This is a genomic window from Dapis purpurea BLCC-M126 (assembly GCF_050015975.1).
Taxonomy (GTDB): domain Bacteria; phylum Cyanobacteriota; class Cyanobacteriia; order Cyanobacteriales; family Microcoleaceae; genus Trichodesmium.
Window position 1 is genome coordinate 16,751 of the sequence record NZ_JBNHER010000138.1, and the last position, 21,995, is coordinate 38,745.

The following is a 21,995-nucleotide window of genomic DNA, read 5'->3' on the forward strand; positions in this document are numbered from 1 at the left end:
CATTCTTATAACTGAGAATTAGAGATAGTTATTTTCATAAAAATAGTAAAGTGTTTGAGAAATAAAAATGCAAAATATTGCTTTAAGTTCAGCATGAATCAAACAAATAATTCTCTTAATAGAGCTTTTCAATTTACTGTAATAGATCAAATTCTGTAGGTAAGTCTATCAAAAAGATAGTTGGTGTAATTCATTAGTTCACTATTAGTATTTTTCTCTCTTAAAAGCTTTTTGAATCCTACTTTGGGTGTACTGAGTGGGCCTTACTCTATTTTAATACATTCTGACAAAGTTGACATATAATGAGTAAAATACAAATTAAAAGTTGACATTGTTGAAAAGACGAGCTAACTTAGATATATAGACTCGGCAAGGAGGTGAGTTAAATTATGGCCGACGGAGATATTCTCCACGACAGACTTTCCAGGCTTTATCAGAAACCGTACAAGTGGCTTTGTCAGGGAAAAGCTGATAATAATGAATGTGCCAGGGTTTTGATGAGTGCAATATTACGGGATATTCAGAAAAAAGGCGCTGCTCCAGTGATACTTGCTAAACAGATAGGAGAGAGTTTGAAACAATCCTTTGATAATGGATGTAGAGATTGGGGTTCTGTAGGTAAAGAATTAGAGCGGCTGGCACAACAGGCTTCATGTTCACATTACCTTCGAGAACTTGTTCTTCGCGCTGGTAAGAATATCCTCCATAATATTCGTTACGGTAGTGCAATAGAGACTAGCAAATTAGTAGAACTCACTGTTAGGCAGTACATACACGAAATATATAAGTCAAATTTTGAGCAATCGATTCCTTTGACTACTAATCATTACAATGGTGTAGATAATGATACTGTGATAAAGCGTGTTCAGGCAGTAGGTCTAGAAATTTTGCCCACTTTCAGCAAATGGGCGAAGCAAGTAAATACAGATGAGGATGTGGCAAACTTACGATTACCACGACGTCAGAAAGTAAAAGAGATAGACCTTGGGGAAAATTTACTATGAATGAAACAATTTCTACTGCTTATAAAAACGAGAGCGATCGCTGCGATTATATCTTTAACTTTGGGCCTATATCTAACAAGAATGGAATTGTAAAGTTCATCGATTCTTCTAAAGGTAAAGAATCAAAAGTCGATATTAATATTAATGTAGACGATAAAGATTTTGCTTACGGGGTTAGGAAAAAATTCCCAACAATTGTTGCCGATATTGTTGACCTCGCAGTTGCCATTCACGCTTCAGACCGTCTTGCTCCTCATAAGCTTGACCAAAACCAGCGCTGTCTTCATGTTGTGCTTCCAGTACGTCATCCAGAATTATTAAGTGCTGAACCATTTCTGACAAAGTTAAAAGAATTACTAGACTGGGCAACTGGAAGCAAATGGGTTTTTGACTTCCAAAAACGAAAAGCACCAGGACGCTTTGTGGAAAAGCAATTAGTTTTACCAATTATCTCTGAAAGTTCGGAAGTAGCACTTTGGAGTGGTGGTCTTGATGCTTTAGGCGGTTTGTACACTCGTCTACAGATGTACCCAGAAAAGTCATTCGTATTGTTCGGAAGTGGTAGTAATAATATCGTTTATGCCAATCAGGAACGGGTAGCAAAAAAGGTTCAATCTATATTTCCCAACCGTTGTGACCTCTGTCGCGTTCCTATTCACTTCCAGGATAGTGGCGAGTATCATAAGAACAAACTTTCCCGTGGGCGAGGTGTGGTATTTACCTTGCTTGGTGCTGCCTGTGCATATCTTATGGGTAGTCAGGTTCTCTCTATCTACGAAAATGGAGTTGGAGCAATTAATCTTCCTTACCGTGCATCTGCAATAGGATTAGACCATTCTCGATCTGTTCACCCATTAACTCTATTGATGGTAAGTGATGTCATTTCAGAGCTTTTGGGAGAAAAGTTTCAGGTAAAGAACCCATTTCTTTTTTGGACTAAAGGCCAAATGTGTCAAGCATTAGCTAAAGATAACAGAATTGACTTGCCACCAATAACTATGTCATGTGACAGTCCACATCGTCAGCAACCAATTCAGTGTGGGTATTGTTCCTCCTGCATTTTGAGAAAGCAATCTCTTGCTGCCTCAAAAATAGAAGACAAAACTCGCTATATAGTGCCTCATGGAGAACCCCCTAAAGAAGACCAAACCTTATATTTTCGTCATATGGTTGCTCAGGTTCGTACTTTCCAGGACCTACTCACTACCTCTAATGAGATCGATATTCAGTGGGAAACTCTGACGAGAGAATTTCCAGTATTAGATGATATAGTAGATCGCACTGCTGAAACAGAAAGTCTGTCCATTACTGATATGCAAAGCAGTCTGGTCAAGTTATATCAGACTTACGTTTCCGAATGGAATATGGTAAAATCTATAATAGAAAGAGATTTATTGGATCGAGATTTCGCCAAGATCCAACAGACTTTCACAGTAAAAAGTTGAGGGACAACACCATGACTAACAATGTCCTTGACAACATCGATTTACGGCAGTTGGGAGAACGCCTCCAACAAGCTCGTAATAAATGCGGTATGACTCAAGCTGATGCTGCAAAAGTCATTAATGCTGCAAGGACCACGATGGTTGCTATAGAAAAAGGAGAACGCCGTCTGAAGGCAACCGAACTAATTAAACTTGCTCGTGCTTACAGAATATCTGTAAGTGATTTTGTCCGCGAGCGTCCAGTAGTTGAACCTTTTCAGGTTCAATTCCGGAAAGCTTATCGGCAAAATGAAGTAGAAAAATCTCAGATTGAATCTGTGATTGAGGAATGGGAGAAATTTTGTCAAAATTACCTAGAAATTGAGGAAATTATGAAAGCACCGCTTCCACAAAACTATCCTCGTGAGTATGAGGTGAGTGGGATGCCAATAGAACGTACTGCCGAAGCTATTGCAGTTGAAGAACGTCAGCGACTAGGACTTGGAGATGGACCTATTCCTTTACTTCGGGATACCTTGGAGCAGACTGTCGGACTGCGCATTTTCTACTTGAAGATGCCATCAAAATATTCAGAGATTTACACTTATGATGAAAAACTTGGTGGGTGTATGGCAATTAATGCTAGTCATCCTGAAGAAAGAAGACGTTGGTCTCTAGCACACGGGTATCTACATTTTCTTGCTCATCGACGCAAAGCTGTAGTCGATCTAGCTGATGCTCAATATCAAAGAATGCCAGCAAGTGAGCGACTTGCTGAAGCTTTCCCAAAATATTTTCTGATGCCAACGAGTGGTTTACTGAAGCGGTTCAATGATATCTGCCGTGAAAATAAAAATCAAAAGTTTACGCCGACTAATTTATTTACTTTAGCTCATTACTACGGCGTGTCTGTAGAAGCTCTGACTTATCGGTTGGAAGAAATGGAACTTCTGCCTTCTGGAACTTGGGAAAGATTGCGAGACCGTGGTTTAAAAGTGAGAAAGGTACAAGAGGAACTAGGTTTAGAAGCGATTCCTCAACGTACAGATACCACACCTATTCACTATCAACATCTGGCTATTGAAGCACTAGATCAAGGTTTAATTACTGAAGGGCGCTTTGCAGATTTTCTCAATGTCGATCGCCTAGAAGCACGTCGTATTGCTAACATATTACGAGAATATTCTAGTGGAATAATGGATAAAGCAACCGATATAAATTTACGCGAGGCGCAGGAATGAGGGAGGTTAAATTAAATTATGAAAATTTCTGGCTCCCACCTTCTTCTAGACACTTGTTGCATCATAAATTTTTGGGCATCGGGTCATCTTCTGGAGATTTTGAAGTCTATTCCATCTCAAGTTGCAGTGACTCAAGTTGTACTAGAAGAAGAGTTACAAATTCTCCAACGTCAGCAAAATGAAGGTGATGAAAGTGCTATTCAGTTTCAGACAGCTATAGATCGGGAGATAGTTAAAATTGTAGACTTTGACTTCGACTCAGACGGCGAAACTGAAACATTTGTGAATTATCTGGCAAATAATCTCGGTGATGGTGAGGCAGCAACTTTTGCCATAGCTTTTCATAGAGGATGGGGGATCGCTACCGATGATAAGAAAGCAATATCATTTATTCAGCAGGAAGCACCCCATCTTCAAATTTTCTCAACCCCAGAAATAATTAAATATTGGTCTGAGGAAAGAAAGATTGACTTTCCACAACTATCTGAAGCTCTAAATGCAGTTGAAAAAAAAGGAAAATATTCACCTCCAAAAAGCCATATCCTGAGAAATTGGTGGGAAAATAATTTAGCAAAATAAAGTTTTAATTTTAGATTTTAATTACCTAATTATAAAAGTTCGATAAAAGTTTGCCAGGAATCTCTATCAATCTTCCCTATTTTCTATAATCAGATTTATCTAACATTCTTTTTTCATCCTTAGTATCATATAATTGGTTTAAATTAAAACTTAAACTATTTTTCTTGCCTCCAAATTTAGCTGGAGGTATTGATAACCGATAACTAATATATGAAACCTTACCAAAAAATTAAAATCCAAGAATGTTATGAAGCATTAGTTCCAATTCCCTTAGAATTATTTGCTATTGAATCACCTCATCCCTATCAAAAATTAGGTGCGCCCTATCATCTGTCTCAAACAAATTCGCCTTATTTTTTACGTCAAAAAGTATTAGATAGTTTGATAATATCTCAAACAAAACTACAACAAAATTATCCCAGTTGGCATATCCAAATATTTGATGCTTATCGTCCTATTACCGTACAACAATTTATGGTAGATTACACCTTTGCAGAAACAGTAAAAGCTCAAGGTTTAACATTGGATAGTCCGTCTTTAACTGAAGCAAAACGTCAAGAAATTTTAGAGCTAGTTTATCAATTTTGGGCAACTCCTAGTCTAGATGCTACTAAACCACCACCTCACAGCACTGGTGCTGCTGTAGATGTGACTTTGGTTGATGCTAATAACCAAACAGTTGATATGGGTTCTCCTATTGATGAGTTATCCCCTCGCTCATATCCCAATTATTTTTTAGAGTGTCAGGATAAAGAAGCTCAAAAATATCATCAACATCGACAATTATTGACAGAGGTAATGTTGTATGGTGGGTTTGAGCAGCATCCACAGGAATGGTGGCATTTTTCTCTGGGCGACCAAATGTGGGCTTGGTTATCTAATAGTAGAGGTGAAGTTGTGGCAAGATATGGAAGAGTAGAGTAGTAGTGTTTCTGATGGGAAATACTGAATATCGAAACCTATGGAACATCAACATAATTTGGAAATATAAATAACAATGAAAAAACTAAAAATAGTCTTTTTTAGCGTTTATATTTGTTTAACAATACTCTCAAGGCAAAACTCTGCAAAAGCCAATTCCATCTCCCCAGAAAATTTTTCTACCTTTACAGAATGGTGTTTAAATCAAACTAATATTTCTTCTACTGCTCAACATACTGTTAAAATTCTTTTGCAAAAAGCTAGAACAGAAAATTGCGTTGAAGCAGGGGAAAAACTTTCTCGCCTCTCCTTTATTTCCCTCAGCAATTATCGTATTAGAAACATTGCCCCAGTATCCAGCCTCAAAAATCTCACTCGACTTTCTCTCAATGATAATCAAATTGTCAGATTATCCGCCCTATCTCAACTACCAAAACTGACTCGTTTATCTCTGGATGGTAATAGAATCAGAAATGTTTCTGATTTCTCTAAATTAACCAACCTAACTCACCTCAGTCTCAGTGATAATAATATTAAAGATTTGTCTCCCTTATCCAATTTAACCAGACTAACTCATCTCAAACTAATTTTTAATCAAATAGAAGATTTATCTCCCCTATCTAAATTAACCCAATTAACTGAACTAAATCTGGGAGTTAATCGCATCAGTAATATCAGCCCTTTGATAACTTTAACCAATTTAACTCACCTATATCTTAATGATAATAATATTAGGGATCTTTCTCATCTATCAAACCTAAACAACTTAACCAACTTATATTTATATCGGAACGAAATTAGTGACATTTCGCCTCTATCTAACCTAAATAACTTAACTTATCTTAGCCTCAGCGATAACTACATTACAGAAGTGTCAAACCTTTCTAGTTTAAATAATCTAAAATCTCTGATTCTAGTTTTTAATCAAATTACAACAATAGACTCTTTATCAACCTTGAGTAAACTTACTTTACTAGATTTAAGTCGTAACAAAATAACAGATGTTAGTTCCTTATCAACTCTGACGAAATTAGAATCCCTATATCTGCGAAATAACCCTGTTAGCAAAAAAAATTGCCCTATTCAACCAGAATCAATTTGTCGCTTCTAACAATTTTCTGCAAAAGATAGTAGAATCTATTCCTAGTAAGTTACTAAAATCTGAATATGCTAAAAATATTTTCAAGTATAACCCAAGCCTATAAAACAATAATCTACCTTTCAAGCACATTGACTTTATATTTAGGAATCTGTCATTATTTACCGGCATTTTCCCAGGAGTCAAAACTAACAGATAACTACACAACATTTCAAGAATGGTGTGAAAATAAGGCTAATCTTCCTGAAGAAACCAAACATACTGTCAATCTCTTATTAGAAGAAGTTGACACAGAAGATTGCAATATTGCCAACAAAAAGCTTTCTAGTACAGATAGAATTAGTATATTTCGCCGTCAAATTAAGGATGTCAGACCGATTTCTAGCCTCAAAAATCTGAAAATTCTTAACCTAAAATTTAATGAAATTACTGATATTAGTTCCCTAGTTAATTTAAGTAATTTGATTGAACTTGACTTATGGAATAATCAAGTTTCTGATATTAGTCCACTTGCTAAATTAACTAAACTGAAAAATATAAATCTGATTAATAACCCTATTGAAGATATTAGCTCTTTATCTAGTTTGACTAATTTAACTAACCTTGCTTTAGTGGGTAATAAATTTACTGATCTTAGCCCTTTATCAAATCTAACTAAACTTAGTAGTATTGCCTTAAATCGCAATCAAATTACTGATATTACTCCTCTCTCAAATTTAACTCAGCTTACTAGAGTGCGTCTTTCTAACAATAAAATTACAGATATTAGTCCTTTATCATCTTTAAGTAATTTAACTAATCTGGAACTTGTAGATAATCAAATTAGTGATGTTACTCCCCTATCTCAGCTTACCAGTTTAACTTTTCTAAATCTCAGAGATAATAAGATTACTGATGCTACTTCCCTAAAATCTTTAACTAGGTTAAGTACTCTTAATTTACAAGGAAATCCTCTCAATGAAAAAATCTGTCCTCTTCAGTCTAGTTCAGTTTGTAGATTTTAATTTTTTCTAGTTTTTAGCTAGTAATTGGTAAGGAGTAATGATTTTAATTAACTTCTTTTTTGTTTTAAAAATTAAAAATGATAAATTAAATTATGACTAAATTTATTATAATGATAATGAGCAATACTTATAGCAGTTTTCATTAATATAGAGTACAGAGATTTGGGTTGAAAGGAAGAAGGCTTTAGTTATCTAGGAGAGAAGGAAGAAATTTTGTAGTCTACCTTTGTGAAAACCGCTATAATTTGAGAAGAAAAAGATCTAAATGAAAAGGTGATTGTTTTAATTTATTAGTGGATAAAAATATTTAATCCTAGATTGTACGGAAGAATTTTAAATACTTACTTTCTATAGCAATCCTCTAGTCGCTTGTAATATTTTAGTAGCAGTTAGGAGTTAGGAGTCATGATATTCAAGGTTTTCACCTCAAATTAACTATTATTAAAACTGTCACAATCAATTTAAGATTGCTATAGAATAACTAACTTTAATTATAGAAATTATTGTGCCATTTATTTATTAACTGAGATAATTCTCTATTTTTGCCGTAAAATCTGGCTTTTTTATCCTTTCAATATCATTCCAAATAAAAGCTTATAAATACTCTTTATATTCTCGAGTTTTTTTGATTTTTTTAGCTGCTTCTTGCACAGTAAAATTATTAGATGATTCTCAATCGATCGCCTGTCTGGAATAGTGGTACTTAGACATTTTATGGTTGAAAAATCCCTGGAACCCTTGGTCGCTAAAGAGCTATACTTTTTTGACGTAAAACTTCTTACTTATATATATTTTCAGCTATTTGATAACTATATTTTATCTAAGTCCCAATAGCTTAAAAATAGAGTCTAATTTGCCTTTGAACTACCAATTTAAAGCATAAACCTAATTTAATATCCTGAGTTGAATAAAAATTTAAATAAAATCTATAATTATGTAAAGATTATCTTGAGATATTAGTAATAATTATGTGGCCAACCTGTATAAATAAGCTATCTCCTTTTAAAGGTGACTTTAGCGTGAAAATACCAGAGTTGTTGAAGAAAGCCTTCAATAAAAAGGGGATATTTATTGAAGACGAAATGTTTATGCCTATTCGTATAGTTAATATTTTAGGTCGTTGCAGTACAGCGATGTATATTAACTGTCCTAATATCCCCGACCACCATTTATAGCACGCTGAAGGACATGAAAGCGATCCATATTATGATATGGGAAGATACTTTTGGTTTGATTTTGATATTGTAGGATTTAGACTAAGTATTATTGCTACTACGAATGGTTTTTAATTTAGGCGATGCTGATTGTAATGATGTTTATTGGGGAGCTATATGGGAGAGGAATACAGGAGAGATTATTGCCAATATTATCAGCAGTGGTGATATGAAAATAACGGTAGAAGCAATCTCAAAACAACATATAGATATGTATAAATCTCAATAAATTTTAATTCCTACAATTTTTGATAAAACTGATTCAATAACCGATAATATTATAGTTACTAATAATCTAAAGCTAGAGAAAATTCTACGTTTAGCGATTGGATTTTGCAACGAATCGATATTTTACAACCAAGATCAGAACCCCATAGAATTAATACATTACGAGGAGGAAGAAATAAGTGATTTAATAGTGGATGACGATTTCTTCGATGATGAAGAATTAGAAGATTATTAGGATTAACTTAATTAAAAAATTGCCTGATAAAATAAAATAGTCGGCAGTCTCAATTTCAACAGGGATTAGACTTTAACTTGTGATTTTTGTGTGACTATTTGTCTCAGTTTTATTACAGCGGTTTTCATAATCAGTAGACCACAGTAGGGAGGTTCCATGGAACCTCCCTACAAAGTTTTGATTGTGAAATAAGGTCATATATCTGAAAAGCGCTATAAGCAGTAAAAATTGACCCAAAGTAATTCAGACTCAAATGAAATAATTGTGTTTTACTATAAGTTTTTTGCGAAATATCCTAATTTTAATTATGGATATTTTTTGTTTCCTCTTCCTTACTCAAATACTGCATCAGATAATTAGCTATTTTTTTACTAGCACCAGCTTTCCCCATCCTTTCTAAACCATTCCGAATACAAGCTTCTAAATACTGTTTATCTGCCAAAGTTTCTTTTACTTTTTGAGCTGCTTCTTGCAGAATCAAACTATTAGCTGTTTGTTTACCAATAACCTGTACTGAAGAACCTAAAAGTCGAGTTTGAGCTTCCGCAAAACGATAAGTAAATGACGGACCTTCACCAGGAATAGTAATTACAGGTTTTCCTAATCCCACAGCTTGTTCTATAGCAGTTCCAGCCATACCAATTACCAAATTTGAATGTTGTAAAATATCTCCAAAAGCATCCTCATAACAAATTACTTCTATTGCATATTCCTGATTTAAAAATGTTAGCTTGCCTCCTCGATATTCCCAACCTTCACAAGTAGATATTTCCTCTAATTCAGACATTAAAATAGGCACAGTTGCAGCTCGGAACTGACAAAAATTTTCTCCCATAACTCTGACAATTTCTCTGACCAGTTTCAACAGCAAACATAAATTTCTACCAGCCTCCGGTAAACGGGAACCAGGTAAAATAGCAATAGTAAATAATTCCGGTTTAAGCTGTAAATTTTTCCCTGTTGAAGTTAAATTATCCATCACTGGCGTCCCAACAAATTCTGCCTTCTTAATTCCTTGTCGTTTCAAATCTTTTGCAGTCAAAGCATCTCTAGCAAAAACGTTTAAACATCGAGAATTATTTAGTAACTTTGGTAAGATTAAACCTAAATTAATCCGACCTTCATAATAACTAGAATCAGCAGAAAGAAACACCAGATAAGGAAGCTTTGTCGAATAAGCGATCGCTGCTACTACAATATCTCCAGTCGCCATAATTAAATCACAGTTTTTAGCAAATTTCCAAATAGTCTGTAACTGTTGCCAAGTTAAACTAATTAACCCTTGTCCCAAATCTTTAAATAATAATAAAGGATTGAGATATAAAAATCCTCCCGATGGCATATTTGCTGTGGGACTAATAATTGGTATGTTTAAATTTTTATAACTATTACCAGCACCAACAATAGGCATAGCTGATATATTTGTATCAGAGGAAATTTTTGTAAAAGCTTTAATAATTTGACAGTTATGGGTATCTTCTCCATGACCATTACTTAAGAAAAGTATATTTTTTGTTTTCATAATTATTAACTTTATTAACTATTTAGCTTTTTAGGCAAGTATTAGGTTTTGGTAATTTCTCAAACTATCAAAATTCAACAGAGATATGCAATAAGTAGGGTGGGCAAAGATAGTAATATTTATGATTGCTCCAGATAAATCAAAATCACTTGCAAATCTTAATCTTTACTATCTAGACTGTCTACTGTAACTATATTTTTTAAGTTTATATTACTTTTTTAGCTTTGGTGATTTTGGCTATAATTTTTCTTGAACTTGTGATTGCCCAAATCCTAACTTAAAAGCATTTTATCTTTGAAAAATTTAGATTTCATAGCTATATTAATCAACGCCATTTTTTTTATTTGCAAAATCAAATTAAAACTAAAATTACCAGAAATCATATCAAATCCGGTTGAATACTTATTATATGGTTGGGGGGATGGGGAGATGGGAAGATGGAGAGCAACCCCTAACTACTCTCCGGTGGGGAATTTAGCGAGATATCTATTAAAGTAATTGAAAAAATTATCAAGACATATCCTATGACCAGATTCTATGTGCAATTAACCGGATTTGATATCATACTTGATCACCTTAAAAGTTTAAATTTATGGCACATTCTCTTAAACTACAATCTTATTCCCCCGAATTACCATCAGAACAAGAAGAATCTCATGTTGACTATTACTATGACGATCCAGAAGATTTACCTGGAACTTTAGATTTAGAACCAGATGCTCTACCGCCAGAAATAGCTCTAATAGACTATACAGAAAATACAGCCACCAGAATAAAAATATCAAATCCACAAGCTTGTATTCCTTATCTCAAATCTGATTCAGTTTCTTGGATAAATGTGCTTGGTTTAGGTAATCAAACTTCTTGGAAACAAATGGCAAAAGTATTTCAAATACATCCTCTTACAGTTGGAGATGTAGTTAATATTCCTCAAAGACCTAAAATTATACACGACAAAAATAAAATCATAATTATTGCCTGGATGGTAAGAATAAAGTCAGATTTAGAGCCATTTGAAAAAGAACAAGTAAGTATTATCTTAGGAGAAAAATATTTAATCACAGTTCAAGAAAATCCTGAATATGATTGTCTGAAGCCTGTAAGAGAAAGAATTAAAAATAATCTAGGGATTATTCGGAAACAAAAAGTCGATTATTTAGCCTACTCTCTACTAGATACAATTATTGATGGATTTTTTCCAGTCTTAGAAGAATATGGGGAAAGGATAGAGACCTTAGAAGATGAAGTAGTATTTAAACCAGATCGCCAGACCATGCAAAAAATATATCAACTGAGGCGATAACTATTAACGCTTCGTCGGACTATTTGGTCATTAAGAGATGCAATTAATATTCTGATTCGAGATGGTAGTAACTTAATAAATTCTGATGTATTAGTTTATTTTAAAGATTGTTATGAACATACAATTCAACTTAGAGATATGGTAGAAACTTATCGAGATTTGGCTTCAGATTTAATGCATATTTATTTATCATCTGTGAGTAATAAAATGAATGAAGTTATGAAGCTGCTAACTGTAATTTCTTCAATTTTTATTCCATTAACTTTTATAGCTGGAGTTTATGGAATGAATTTTGACCCGGAAGAATCTCCTTTAAATATGCCAGAATTAGATTGGTATTATGGTTATCCTATGTGCTTATTAGTAATGTTTACTACAGCAATTTTTTTAATTTATTTCTTTTGGCGAAGAGGATGGTTTCATAATTTTTCAACTACTCTTAAAGAAGATGATCGAGGAAAAAATACTTAAATATTTGAGATAAATATTTCCAAGAGGTGATTATTTTGATACAATAAACTAGATAGGGAAAAAGTAGGAGAGGCAGTTGCGGACTCAATATTTGAGGTCTGAGGAAAGTCCGGGCTCCCAAAATACCAAGCTTGCTGGATAACGCCCAGTGCGAGCGATCGTGAGGATAGTGCCACAGAAAAATACCGCCTGTGTAGATTAAATATTGTTTAAGTATACCAGGTAAGGGTGCAAAGGTGCGGTAAGAGCGCACCAGCAGTGTCGTGAGGCACTGGCTCGGTAAACCCCGGCGGGGAGCAAGGTCGGAGGAACAATGGTTGGTCTTTTTCCAGTTCCGTTGCATCACAGATTTATCTGTGATGTTAGGTGTACCGCAAGAGGTGTCTGGTGACAGACATCCCAGATAGATAACTGCCCTCTTAGCTGGTTTTAGTTGAGAGAACAGAACCCGGCTTACTTCCTACTTTTTCCTTATTTTTTTATAGCAATTGACATTGACATTGATATATGCAGCCTTGAGATTTTTTTATGTCAGGAGTTAAAATTTTTCTTGCTAGAATCTCTATTTTTTTCAGTAATTAACAATTAACAATCTTTATCAAACAAATTGTGTCTAAACCCCGCCTTTTAAAGCGAAATGTTTTTGGAGTGGGGCGTAAATCTCCGTTACAAGAACATATGTCGGCAATCCAACGGCTCCCTTATCTGTACGGGAGAATTACCATTTGCCCCTACTGACTTCTGATTTCGTTAAGTTGGCGACAGCCGAAACAATTAATAATTCTTACTTAGAGGAGTATTAATAATTAATAAGAGAGTCTCTGACTAGACTACTCGCTTTTCAATTATTCATTATTCATGACAAAGGGAGCCTTGAGGAGCATTAATAATTAATAAGAGAGTCTCTGACTAGACTACTCGCTTTTCAATTATTCATTATTCATTATTCATGACAAAGGGAGCCTTTTAACCCGAATCATAGAATCATAGAATTATTAATTATTTGGTAAGCATTGAGCTGTCAACTATCAGCTATTAGCCATTATTTATCAATTCATTATTTTGATCAGAGAACAGGACTTACCCAATTATTAATTATTAATAATTAATAATTAAATAATTCTGGTTTAAAGCCTCCCCTTTATAAGGGGAAAAAAAGAAATAATATTTCCTTATCTTCAATCCTCTCGGTTTTAACCAGAGGTAATTATCAATTATCCATTATCAATTATCAATTAATGAAGCAGAGCAACTATATCTAGTAAGGGCGAATGCCATTCGCCCTTACAAATGGTGTGTAATTTGATTTTTTCGTAAGTCCTGGAGAAATGAATCTTGAGAGATTGAGCGATAATTAAAAGCTAAGAATAGAGGTATTCAGCTAACTTTATCAGTTGCTTCCTTCAAACATTTAAAAGCAACAAAGCCAATCGCTAATCGCCGAATGTTTATCTACTTTTTAGATTTGTCAGAGAAAATTCATATGAAGTTGCAGAGAATAAAAGTTAACTCACAGTTGAATATCAACAAAGACTGACAAATTAATAAATTCATAATTCTCTACAGCCTCATAGAAAATTGGTATAAAGTGTTTTGTAATCAGATGAATTAAGGAGAATAGAATGTCAGAATATTGGGCTGGTACAACACCATCAACAGAGCAATTAAATTACTGGATCGAATTTTTTCATGCTAATGGATTTTTAGTAATTCCCAAGGTATTAACACCAGAAAAATGTGAATTTCTGAGAAATGACTTAGACAAAATTTTAAATAAAACTGAAGAGGCAAAATATGAAAGTTCTAATCCAGTAGCTAAAGCTTACACATCAATCAAAATAATGGAACGAATGTTTGAGCATTCCCAAGATAATCTAGACTTGTTTGCCATGGAACCAATTGTTACATTTGCAGAACATTTAATCGGTGGAGCTAATGGAACAGGTTACTCAATAAATGATGGAATTCCTAACGCTAATGTTGTTCATGTTATTAACAATAATTCTTTTAAAATTCCTCCTCAAACTGATGGATTAGCAAGCAATGTATGGCATCAAGATGATACACCACACGTTCTTTCCCTTGATGGTAAACCCCTAAGTAATGTTCGCTTGAATGTTCTAGCATTTACTGTTAATTATTACTTAACGGATGTATTATCTCCAGACAATGGACCAACCCAAGTTATCCCAGGTTCACATCTTTTTGGTAAATTTTGCGACGGCGATATTTCAGGATATGAAGATAAAATTCATAGTTGCCTTGGAGGAATGGGTACTGCAGTTTGTTTCAACAATCAAGTTTGGCATAGAGGTTCTAGAAATTCATCTTCAGTCACCCGCTATATTACACAGGTTACTTATGGAAAAAGATTAGTTGGACATAAATATGCACCATTTATGAATTATCAGATGCCAAGTCATTGTTATGAAGGAGCAGATGAAAGATTGAAGCGAATCTTGGGATTTTTACCTCATGGTGCTTATGGTTAATTATAGAATTTACTTGGTATTTTCTTTAGTATCAAGTTTTTTAGGCTTGAGAAATAATAAATTACCTAAGATGTTGGTTTAGTAATTTGGAATAGGGGCAATACAGGAAAAAGATTGAAAAATACTCCCCTATTTTTAAGATTAGAATCAAATTCATTCGCTTAGATCGCTATGTTAGCTAGCACTAGACTTTTGCATTCTCTTAAGCTTCCAAAATATATGCTGCTTTTTCCCATCGTCGAATCTTTCCATCTATCCCTCCTTAGTAGAAAACTACAACTTTTTCATTTTCTGAAGCTCCAAAAAAATCAGCGCGTCAAAGAATTTTCCCTTCCATCCTCACAATCTTTGTGATATCATAAAAATATTATGGGTTAATTTGGATTTATACATGATTTTTTATTCAACAAAATTTCCTTAGTAACAGACAATCAAGTATTTAGGAATTTTCCCCAAAAGCAATACCAGAAATATTTTCATCTTCTGGAGCTTCCTGTAAAATATATGTTAGTTTTTCCAATCGTCGAATATTTTCACCTATCCCTCCTGAGTGGAAAATTACCAACTTTTTCATTTTCTGAAGCTCTGGAAAAATTAGCGCGTCAAAGAATTTTTGTAATATCATAAAGGTGAGATTGAATAATTCGCATCTATACATGATTTTTTATTCAATAAAAAACTATAATTTCTTAGCGATATAACTCCGTTCTGCTTCGCGACCGCAAATTCTGTCAAAGGGAAAATCAATGTAAAAAATACGCTTAGGGGTTCTATAGATCCGATACAGTTTTGTTTAGGATTTTCTTTGCAGTATTTATTCAAAAAAATAATTTAATATAGCGTTTTTATCTGGGATACCGAAACCGAGTGCTATAAAAAATTTAAAATAGTTGTAAACATCAAAATTAAACAATGCAGACAGTAGAAAAATTAACTGCACAAACTCTAGGACAACCTCTAATTATTGCTGGTAAAAAATTTGCCTCCCGTCTAATGACAGGCACAGGTAAATATCCCACTATTGAGACAATGCAGCAAAGTATAGAGACTAGTGGATGTGAAATTGTTACTGTAGCAGTACGACGGGTACAAACTCAAGCTCCTGGTCATGAAGGGTTGGCAGAAGCTATAAACTGGCAAAAAATCTGGATGTTGCCCAATACTGCTGGTTGTCAAACTGCTGAAGATGCAGTTAGAGTAGCTAGATTGGGTAGAGAAATGGCAAAATTGTTAGGTCAAGAAGATAATAATTTTGTCAAACTTGAAGTTATTCCTGACCCTAAATATTTATTACCAGACCCCATAGGTACATTACAAGCAGCAGAACAATTAATCAAAGAAGGTTTTGCAGTCTTACCCTATATTAATGCTGACCCACTACTAGCTAAAAGACTTGAAGAAGTTGGTTGTGCCACAGTTATGCCCTTGGGTTCACCCATAGGTTCGGGCCAGGGAATCCAAAATGCAGCCAATATTTCCATAATTATTGATAATTCTACTGTTCCTGTGGTAGTCGATGCAGGAATAGGAACTCCTAGTGAAGCAACTCAAGCAATGGAAATGGGAGCCGATGCTTTGCTAATTAACTCAGCGATCGCTCTGGCTAAAAATCCACCCGTCATGGCTAAAGCAATGGGAATGGCCACAGAAGCAGGTCGTTTAGCTTATCTAGCTGGCAGAATACCGAAAAAAGATTATGCAACTGCTTCTTCTCCCTTAACTGGAAGGATTAACAGCTCTGGCCTCTAGTAATAATTTCCTATATTTGCGAATTTTCTGTTAGTCTAGGTAATAATTAAAAAATAATAAGGAAAAAGGACATTTTATTATGCCATATACTACAGAAGAAGGTGGACGTTTAAATAATTTTGCTCAAGAGCCAAAAGTTTATCAAGCTGATGCTCCAGATAAGAAACAACAAATGAACTATCTTATTTTAGGAGCTTTAGGAGTTGTATTGGTAGGTAGTTTGATGTTTGTGGCTTTTTCTGTTTCAGCTTAGATTTTCAGTAGAAATTATTTAAAGGCTTAACTAGACTTCTGAAATTTCAGAAGTCTAGTTTTTATTTTGGATCTAAAACTCTAATTAAAATTATGAAATTGTACTAAGCTTGATAAATTTTTGCTACAAATAGTTAGGCTGTTTCTAGGGGTTATAAAGACCGAGTCATATCATGGTTGAAGATTTATTATATTCAGGGAAATAGGGAGATTGGAAGAATAAGGATATTGCTACGGAAGTGAGAGAATAGCTTTTTTTCAGATAGCCATCCTAATACTTGACATTTTTGTATTTTTCCTGAACCTCCTAATACCTAATATTTACTACCTTTTTTAGGATCAACAGTACACTTTTGCAGATTTGATATTATTAATTATTGGGAATTAAGAAGCCTGATGTATATTTTTTGCTCTAGTTATCAGAATTCACTAAATAACTTCTTAATTGTAAGTATTATGGCTTATTTGTTGCTCCAGCGATAAGATCAATATGATATTGAATTTTTTATTTTATATAGAGTTTCTTAAGTTAGTGAGGTCAACTTTTTTTATTCTTTTCTGTTATTTGTGAGCAAATTTGTTGCTTTCTAAAACCTAGATTTTGTACCTCATCAAAAGTAATAATTACCGAATAATTATTAATTATTAATTATTCGGTAATTCAGGTTTAAAGCCTCCTCTTTCAAGAGGAAAAAAGCGGTCGTTTGCGGAGCAGTCCGTAGGATGAGATGGCGAGGTTTCCCGCTCTTAACAGAGCCGCTCCGCTTTTCATGTCGGCGACAGCCGTTAACGCGCGTTGTGCGCCAGCTAAACGCCATATCCAATCGACCAAGAGAAAAGAAATAATATTTCCTGATATTCAATTCCCGAACGGTTTTAACCAGAGGTAATTATCAATTATCAATTATCAATTAATGAACATGACTTATAGAAGTATGACCAGGTCATATAGAGCAGATTCCAGGTATATGAAGTACAAATATTAATGATAAAATCTTTGTAGCACGAACATCTTGCGTATGACACCTGTACCTTACCCTTGGTAAAATGCGGTGAAAATAAGTTGCTGATTTATTCTAAAAGTCTGATTTCACCCAGCTAGCTCAGAAAATGGTATAAAAGATTAAATGTATCAAGAAATATAAAAAAGGAGATAGAGAATAGACTTCTTCAAAAATACTGATTTTGGAAGGGTTTTATCAGGGTTTCAGAAACGAAGATGGTGGTGCATAGTCATACAATAGGAAGTGTAGGAGGTGTGGGAAGTGGCTAAAAAAATTATATTCTCATAATTACTATCAAAGAGAACCCAGAAACTTTTCTGGAGATATCTAAATAGTTAACTGGGAATAGGGAATAGGTAAAAACACAACTATTTATAACCTCCAATTCACCATGATTTTAGGAGAGGAGTATGAATACCGATAACCTATCAACCAAGCAGATTTAAATCCCTGCCATTATTCAAGATTTAGTATTGAGTTGATAAATAGTATTGAGTTGATAAATAAGTCCCTAAATACTTATTTTACAAACATAGTTTAAGAGGATTACATCTTTATAAATAGCCTGGTTAAATTTAATATCATACCTAACTTTTATATCATAAAATCAAGTCAACATTAGAAAAATTAACTTACCCCCTAATAGAACTGTGATAGACATTAATGCCCCAACAATATCTAGATTGAATCGGCAAATCTATCAACGCTTAAAACAAGCTCTATCCTTAAATCTACGTCGCCAAATTTTTATAGCTGTATGTGATAACCAACTGCTAAGAAATAGCATAGTTGAAAATTTAGAAGTAGATTTAACCAATACTATTGATTATACTGAACAACAACCAAACAAGAATAAACATATATTATTTGTTACTTTAAATTTAAACCTAAGTCATCCTAATCCAGTAGCTCAAATTAATCAATGGTTTGCTGAAAACCCCCAATTTCAAAAAACAGAAGAATATCAAATCTTAGGATTTCAAATTATTGGAACAGAAAACTTGACCAAACAACCCTCAGTAGTTCAATGGTCATTTATTAGCAATCTCAAAAAAATAGCAACAAATCTATCAAAATTAGAGTCTAGCATCTTACTTTGGATAACTAAACCTTGGCTAAATAGTATCAAACAATCAGCGCCAGAATTTTGGAATTGGCATACAGGTATATTTGAATTTGAAGGAGATCCCACCCCAATAACTCTTAGAGAAAACAAATCATCATTCCCAAACAAAACAAAACCTCTATCTTTCTCTCCATCAATAACTAGCTCACCTTCTATCAACACAGTAAGACCATTAATGGCACTCGAACAAAAGTCTTACACTGTTGAATCAAAAAATTCTCAAGCTTATCTTCTTCCCCCCGCTCCACAAAAACTGCCAGAGTTGCCTATTAAGCATAGCCAAAACCAGGAGAATATTCCACAGCCAGAATTAGAATTAGTTGAACTAACAAATTTAGTATGGGCAGAAATTTCTAGAAAGTCTGGAAAAGAAAAAACATCCCTAGAAAAACAAGAGTTTCAGATTCTCAAAGAAATTCAGGAATTGAATAAATCTGAATATCCATCTCCAGAGTTAGCTTTAGCTTATCAAACATTGGGGGATTTTCACCGCGATCGCATCTTAGCAGGGAAAGTGTCAGAGGAAAGTCTAATCATTGCCATTCGTGCTTATGAGATGGTCATCGAGTGGACATTTGAAGATATAGGAAATATGAGCCAATTTTCTCCATCTCAAATTCCTATTCTTGACATTCTTAACGACCTAGGCACCCTCTACTGGATGCTATCTCGTCAAATCAAATTTAGCAAGTCTGATTCATTAGTTTATTTGGAGCGAAGTATCATTCTCTATCAAATGGCTATGGGTGAAATTACCCCATCCCAAAAAGATACTTATGCCAGATTACAAAAAAACTTAGGTTTAGCTTACGCGGACTTAGCTCACCATCACGAGGCACAACAGAATTGGGAAAGATCCGTTAGAGCTTATCAAGAAGCCATCTTTTATCTAGATAAAATAGCTGATGCTCAAGATTATGCCACAACCTTAAATAACTTAGGGACAGCTTATTGGAATTTAGCTCAACACACTCAAGAAGTTGAGAATTTGCAAGACGCAATTTCTGCTTATGCTGAAGCTATTGATTACTTTACGCCAGAAATCGAACCTCTGAACTATGCCATGATTCAAAATAACTTAGGGATAGCTTATTGGAACTTAGCTCAATTGACAGAAGGAGCAGAAACTCTAATTCTCAAAGCTATTGATGCCTATCTACTTGCCCTTAAGTATCGCACTTCAGAAAATTTTCCCCTTGCTTATGCTGCAACACAAAATAACTTAGGTACTGCCTATTGGCATTTAGCTAACCAATTTGAAGAAAATCAAATTCGGAGTCAACTTTTTCATGAAGCGATCGCTGCTTATTCCCAAGCAGTAAGTATTGCTCAACAATTTTCTCATTCTCAACTTACTTTCGATCTATTGGCCACCTATAACAATATTGGACTTGCCTATTATCAAATAGCCACAGAAGCTAATCATACAAAAGATACTCAAATGAGTAATTTAGAAGCAGCCTTGGATTATCACTTACTAGCTTATATTGGTTTGGAGAAGACTAATGTGGATCAAGTAGAATTGCCAAATATTACTATGAATTATATTGTCAGAATTATCCGTAGCTTCTATAGTAAATATGGGATGAAAGGTCAAAATTTAGCTTTTTCCAAGATTCCTAGCCACTTGTTACCTAAAATTTTAGTGATGTTGTAATCAAATTCAGATAATATTGTTATTCTATAGATTTGTCAACGGTGAAACTTAGTTAAGGTAAATTACTTTTATTATGATATAATTTAGAATAGTGTATACTATTATGTATCCGAATATTTAGGTAGTAGTACATAGTAAAAATATAAAGTATAAGGCCGAATACAAATCTTTGTAATTATCAACTTGTGCTAGAGAAATATATAAGCAATGGTTTCAATAGCATGAATAATTTTTTTCTTTACCAAGAAAATCATGTCCTGTTGAATAATTATAAATAACTGGTGATAGGTAATAGGTACTCTTAACAATATGGATAATAATAGAGACTAATAATTATTAGTCCTACTTAAGTCTATTTTTATTTTATTGATAACTAATTATCTGGACATAATATAACTAAGTATAATCAACTTATTTAAGTTTTGACCTCTGAAAAATCAGAAAATTATAGTTTTAATGTTTAAATAAAATAACCTTTTCAGTTTGAAAAACATTGTTAGTTATTAATTGAAAATAGCGATTTAGTTTTACAATATTTTAGTTGATATTTAATATTTTTGTCATGGCCCCTGCAAAGATACTAGCGGTTGATGACGACCCAGCAATCAGAACTTTAATTCATCGGTATTTGAGTCAACAAAACTATCAAGTAGAGTCTGCTGGAGATGGTAAAACAGCTCTAGAATTATTTAATAAATTTGCTCCAGACTTGGTAGTCTTAGATGTAAACTTACCTGATACAACCGGCTTTAAACTTTGTCAAGAAATGCAAAGGAATACAAATGTCTTTGTTTTAATGCTTACAAGTCTTGCAGATGAGGAAAGTAAATTACAAGGGTTTCAAGAGGGTGCAGATGATTATATTACAAAACCTTTCGGTCTAGTAGAACTAGGCGCTCGTGTAAGAGCTATTTTAAAACGCCAAAGATTAGTTTCAACTCCAGAGGCAGAAAGTATAATAGTTGGAGATTTGGCAATTGACCCTCTTGGTAGAGAAGTTCAAGTGAAGGGAGAATTAATTGCTTTGACAGCGCTAGAGTTTGATCTACTATACTGCTTGGCTAGTAAACCTGGTCGTGCTTGGAAGAGGTCAGAATTAATCCAAGAAGTCTGGGATTGTGAATATGTGGGAGATGAACGGATTGTGGACGTGCATATTGGCCAAATACGAAAAAAGTTAGAGTATGAAAATGATCGTATACCTAAGATTATAACTGTTAGGGGTGTGGGCTATAAGTTAGATATTCTATTATCTAATCATTAGTTTACATCCTCCCAAAACCAAGACTTGACTATAGTTACCGAATAATTATTAATTATTAATTATTAATTAAATAATTCAGGTTTAAAGCCTCCTCTTTCAAGAGGAAAAAGCGGTCGTTTGCGGAGCAGTCCGTTAGGATGGGACGGCGAGGAAACCTCGCCATATCCAATCGACCAAGAGAAAAGAAATAATATTTCCTTATATTC

Annotated in this window: 16 protein-coding genes, 1 other RNA gene and 1 pseudogene; 16 read left to right on the forward strand and 2 right to left on the reverse strand. The window is 34.0% G+C overall.

Annotation, left to right across the window (positions count from 1 at the left end; translation table 11 throughout):
- Positions 1–389 precede the first annotated feature (389 nt).
- The 9 genes from ACP6PL_RS12295 (at position 390) to ACP6PL_RS12335 (ending at position 8,715) form a co-directional block, all read left to right on the forward strand.
- Positions 390–1,004, forward strand: a complete 615-nt coding sequence (locus tag ACP6PL_RS12295; protein WP_426545549.1) for a hypothetical protein — start codon at positions 390–392, stop codon at positions 1,002–1,004.
- Complete coding sequence (locus ACP6PL_RS12300) at positions 1,001–2,449, forward strand: 7-cyano-7-deazaguanine synthase (RefSeq protein WP_426545550.1); 1,449 nt, start codon at positions 1,001–1,003, stop codon at positions 2,447–2,449. Before ACP6PL_RS12295 ends, ACP6PL_RS12300 begins: the two co-directional genes overlap by 4 nt.
- 11 nt (positions 2,450–2,460) lie before the next feature.
- Positions 2,461–3,669: an ImmA/IrrE family metallo-endopeptidase gene (locus tag ACP6PL_RS12305; protein WP_426545551.1), complete on the forward strand. Its 1,209-nt coding sequence runs from the start codon at positions 2,461–2,463 to the stop codon at positions 3,667–3,669.
- Between the two features lie 18 nt (positions 3,670–3,687).
- Entirely contained in the window at positions 3,688–4,248 is a 561-nt protein-coding gene (locus ACP6PL_RS12310; protein ID WP_426545552.1) for a PIN domain-containing protein, read from the forward strand.
- A gap of 210 nt (positions 4,249–4,458) precedes the next feature.
- Positions 4,459–5,172, forward strand: a complete 714-nt coding sequence (locus ACP6PL_RS12315) for a M15 family metallopeptidase (RefSeq protein ID WP_426545553.1) — start codon at positions 4,459–4,461, stop codon at positions 5,170–5,172.
- A gap of 73 nt (positions 5,173–5,245) precedes the next feature.
- Positions 5,246–6,280, forward strand: coding sequence for a leucine-rich repeat domain-containing protein (locus ACP6PL_RS12320; protein WP_426545554.1), 1,035 nt, complete (start codon positions 5,246–5,248; stop codon positions 6,278–6,280).
- A 119-nt stretch (positions 6,281–6,399) separates the two neighbouring features.
- On the forward strand, positions 6,400–7,272 hold the full coding sequence (locus tag ACP6PL_RS12325) for a leucine-rich repeat domain-containing protein (protein ID WP_426545555.1): 873 nt from the start codon (positions 6,400–6,402) through the stop codon (positions 7,270–7,272).
- Positions 7,273–8,240: 968 nt separating this feature from the next.
- The gene (locus ACP6PL_RS12330) at positions 8,241–8,447 is read left to right on the forward strand and encodes a hypothetical protein (RefSeq protein WP_426545556.1); all 207 of its coding nucleotides are present in this window, start codon (positions 8,241–8,243) and stop codon (positions 8,445–8,447) included.
- A 91-nt stretch (positions 8,448–8,538) separates the two neighbouring features.
- Entirely contained in the window at positions 8,539–8,715 is a 177-nt protein-coding gene (locus ACP6PL_RS12335) for a hypothetical protein (protein ID WP_426545557.1), read from the forward strand.
- A gap of 535 nt (positions 8,716–9,250) precedes the next feature.
- Here ACP6PL_RS12335 and ACP6PL_RS12340 read toward each other — a convergent pair.
- Positions 9,251–10,471: a lipid-A-disaccharide synthase-related protein gene (locus ACP6PL_RS12340; RefSeq protein ID WP_426545558.1), complete on the reverse strand. Its 1,221-nt coding sequence runs from the start codon at positions 10,469–10,471 to the stop codon at positions 9,251–9,253.
- 592 nt (positions 10,472–11,063) lie between these two features.
- Between ACP6PL_RS12340 and corA the strand changes: the two are divergent.
- From corA to ACP6PL_RS12355, 3 genes and pseudogenes are all read left to right on the forward strand, one after another.
- A pseudogene (corA, locus tag ACP6PL_RS12345) lies at positions 11,064–12,245 on the forward strand (magnesium/cobalt transporter CorA).
- Positions 12,246–12,304: 59 nt separating this feature from the next.
- Positions 12,305–12,717: RNase P RNA component class A (gene rnpB / locus ACP6PL_RS12350), an RNA gene on the forward strand.
- Positions 12,718–13,867: 1,150 nt separating this feature from the next.
- On the forward strand, positions 13,868–14,737 hold the full coding sequence (locus tag ACP6PL_RS12355; protein ID WP_426545559.1) for a phytanoyl-CoA dioxygenase family protein: 870 nt from the start codon (positions 13,868–13,870) through the stop codon (positions 14,735–14,737).
- 439 nt (positions 14,738–15,176) lie between these two features.
- On the opposite strand, the gene ACP6PL_RS12360 is transcribed toward ACP6PL_RS12355, so the two are convergent.
- The gene (locus ACP6PL_RS12360; protein ID WP_426545560.1) at positions 15,177–15,311 is read right to left on the reverse strand and encodes a hypothetical protein; all 135 of its coding nucleotides are present in this window, start codon (positions 15,309–15,311) and stop codon (positions 15,177–15,179) included.
- A 338-nt stretch (positions 15,312–15,649) separates the two neighbouring features.
- On the opposite strand from ACP6PL_RS12360, the gene ACP6PL_RS12365 reads away from it, so the two are divergent.
- From ACP6PL_RS12365 to ACP6PL_RS12380, 4 genes are all read left to right on the forward strand, one after another.
- Positions 15,650–16,486: a thiazole synthase gene (locus ACP6PL_RS12365; RefSeq protein WP_426545561.1), complete on the forward strand. Its 837-nt coding sequence runs from the start codon at positions 15,650–15,652 to the stop codon at positions 16,484–16,486.
- A 79-nt stretch (positions 16,487–16,565) separates the two neighbouring features.
- Positions 16,566–16,739, forward strand: coding sequence for a photosystem II assembly protein Psb34 (psb34, locus tag ACP6PL_RS12370; protein ID WP_426545562.1), 174 nt, complete (start codon positions 16,566–16,568; stop codon positions 16,737–16,739).
- Positions 16,740–18,392: 1,653 nt separating this feature from the next.
- Positions 18,393–20,525: a tetratricopeptide repeat protein gene (locus ACP6PL_RS12375; protein ID WP_426545563.1), complete on the forward strand. Its 2,133-nt coding sequence runs from the start codon at positions 18,393–18,395 to the stop codon at positions 20,523–20,525.
- Positions 20,526–21,087: 562 nt separating this feature from the next.
- Entirely contained in the window at positions 21,088–21,789 is a 702-nt protein-coding gene (locus tag ACP6PL_RS12380) for a response regulator transcription factor (protein WP_426545564.1), read from the forward strand.
- Positions 21,790–21,995: the final 206 nt, after the last annotated feature.

What these genes read in the sequence shown, in the direction of transcription:
- ACP6PL_RS12305 (WP_426545551.1), top strand. Translation starts at nt 2,461, where the DNA reads ATGACTAACAATGTCCTTGACAACATCGATTTACGGCAGTTGGGAGAA.
- ACP6PL_RS12340 (WP_426545558.1), bottom strand. Translation starts at nt 10,471, where the DNA reads ATGAAAACAAAAAATATACTTTTCTTAAGTAATGGTCATGGAGAAGAT.
- ACP6PL_RS12320 (WP_426545554.1), top strand. Translation starts at nt 5,246, where the DNA reads ATGAAAAAACTAAAAATAGTCTTTTTTAGCGTTTATATTTGTTTAACA.
- ACP6PL_RS12355 (WP_426545559.1), top strand. Translation starts at nt 13,868, where the DNA reads ATGTCAGAATATTGGGCTGGTACAACACCATCAACAGAGCAATTAAAT.
- ACP6PL_RS12315 (WP_426545553.1), top strand. Translation starts at nt 4,459, where the DNA reads ATGAAACCTTACCAAAAAATTAAAATCCAAGAATGTTATGAAGCATTA.
- ACP6PL_RS12310 (WP_426545552.1), top strand. Translation starts at nt 3,688, where the DNA reads ATGAAAATTTCTGGCTCCCACCTTCTTCTAGACACTTGTTGCATCATA.
- ACP6PL_RS12365 (WP_426545561.1), top strand. Translation starts at nt 15,650, where the DNA reads ATGCAGACAGTAGAAAAATTAACTGCACAAACTCTAGGACAACCTCTA.
- ACP6PL_RS12360 (WP_426545560.1), bottom strand. Translation starts at nt 15,311, where the DNA reads ATGAAAAAGTTGGTAATTTTCCACTCAGGAGGGATAGGTGAAAATATT.
- ACP6PL_RS12330 (WP_426545556.1), top strand. Translation starts at nt 8,241, where the DNA reads ATGTGGCCAACCTGTATAAATAAGCTATCTCCTTTTAAAGGTGACTTT.
- ACP6PL_RS12300 (WP_426545550.1), top strand. Translation starts at nt 1,001, where the DNA reads ATGAATGAAACAATTTCTACTGCTTATAAAAACGAGAGCGATCGCTGC.
- ACP6PL_RS12295 (WP_426545549.1), top strand. Translation starts at nt 390, where the DNA reads ATGGCCGACGGAGATATTCTCCACGACAGACTTTCCAGGCTTTATCAG.
- psb34 (WP_426545562.1), top strand. Translation starts at nt 16,566, where the DNA reads ATGCCATATACTACAGAAGAAGGTGGACGTTTAAATAATTTTGCTCAA.
- ACP6PL_RS12380 (WP_426545564.1), top strand. Translation starts at nt 21,088, where the DNA reads ATGGCCCCTGCAAAGATACTAGCGGTTGATGACGACCCAGCAATCAGA.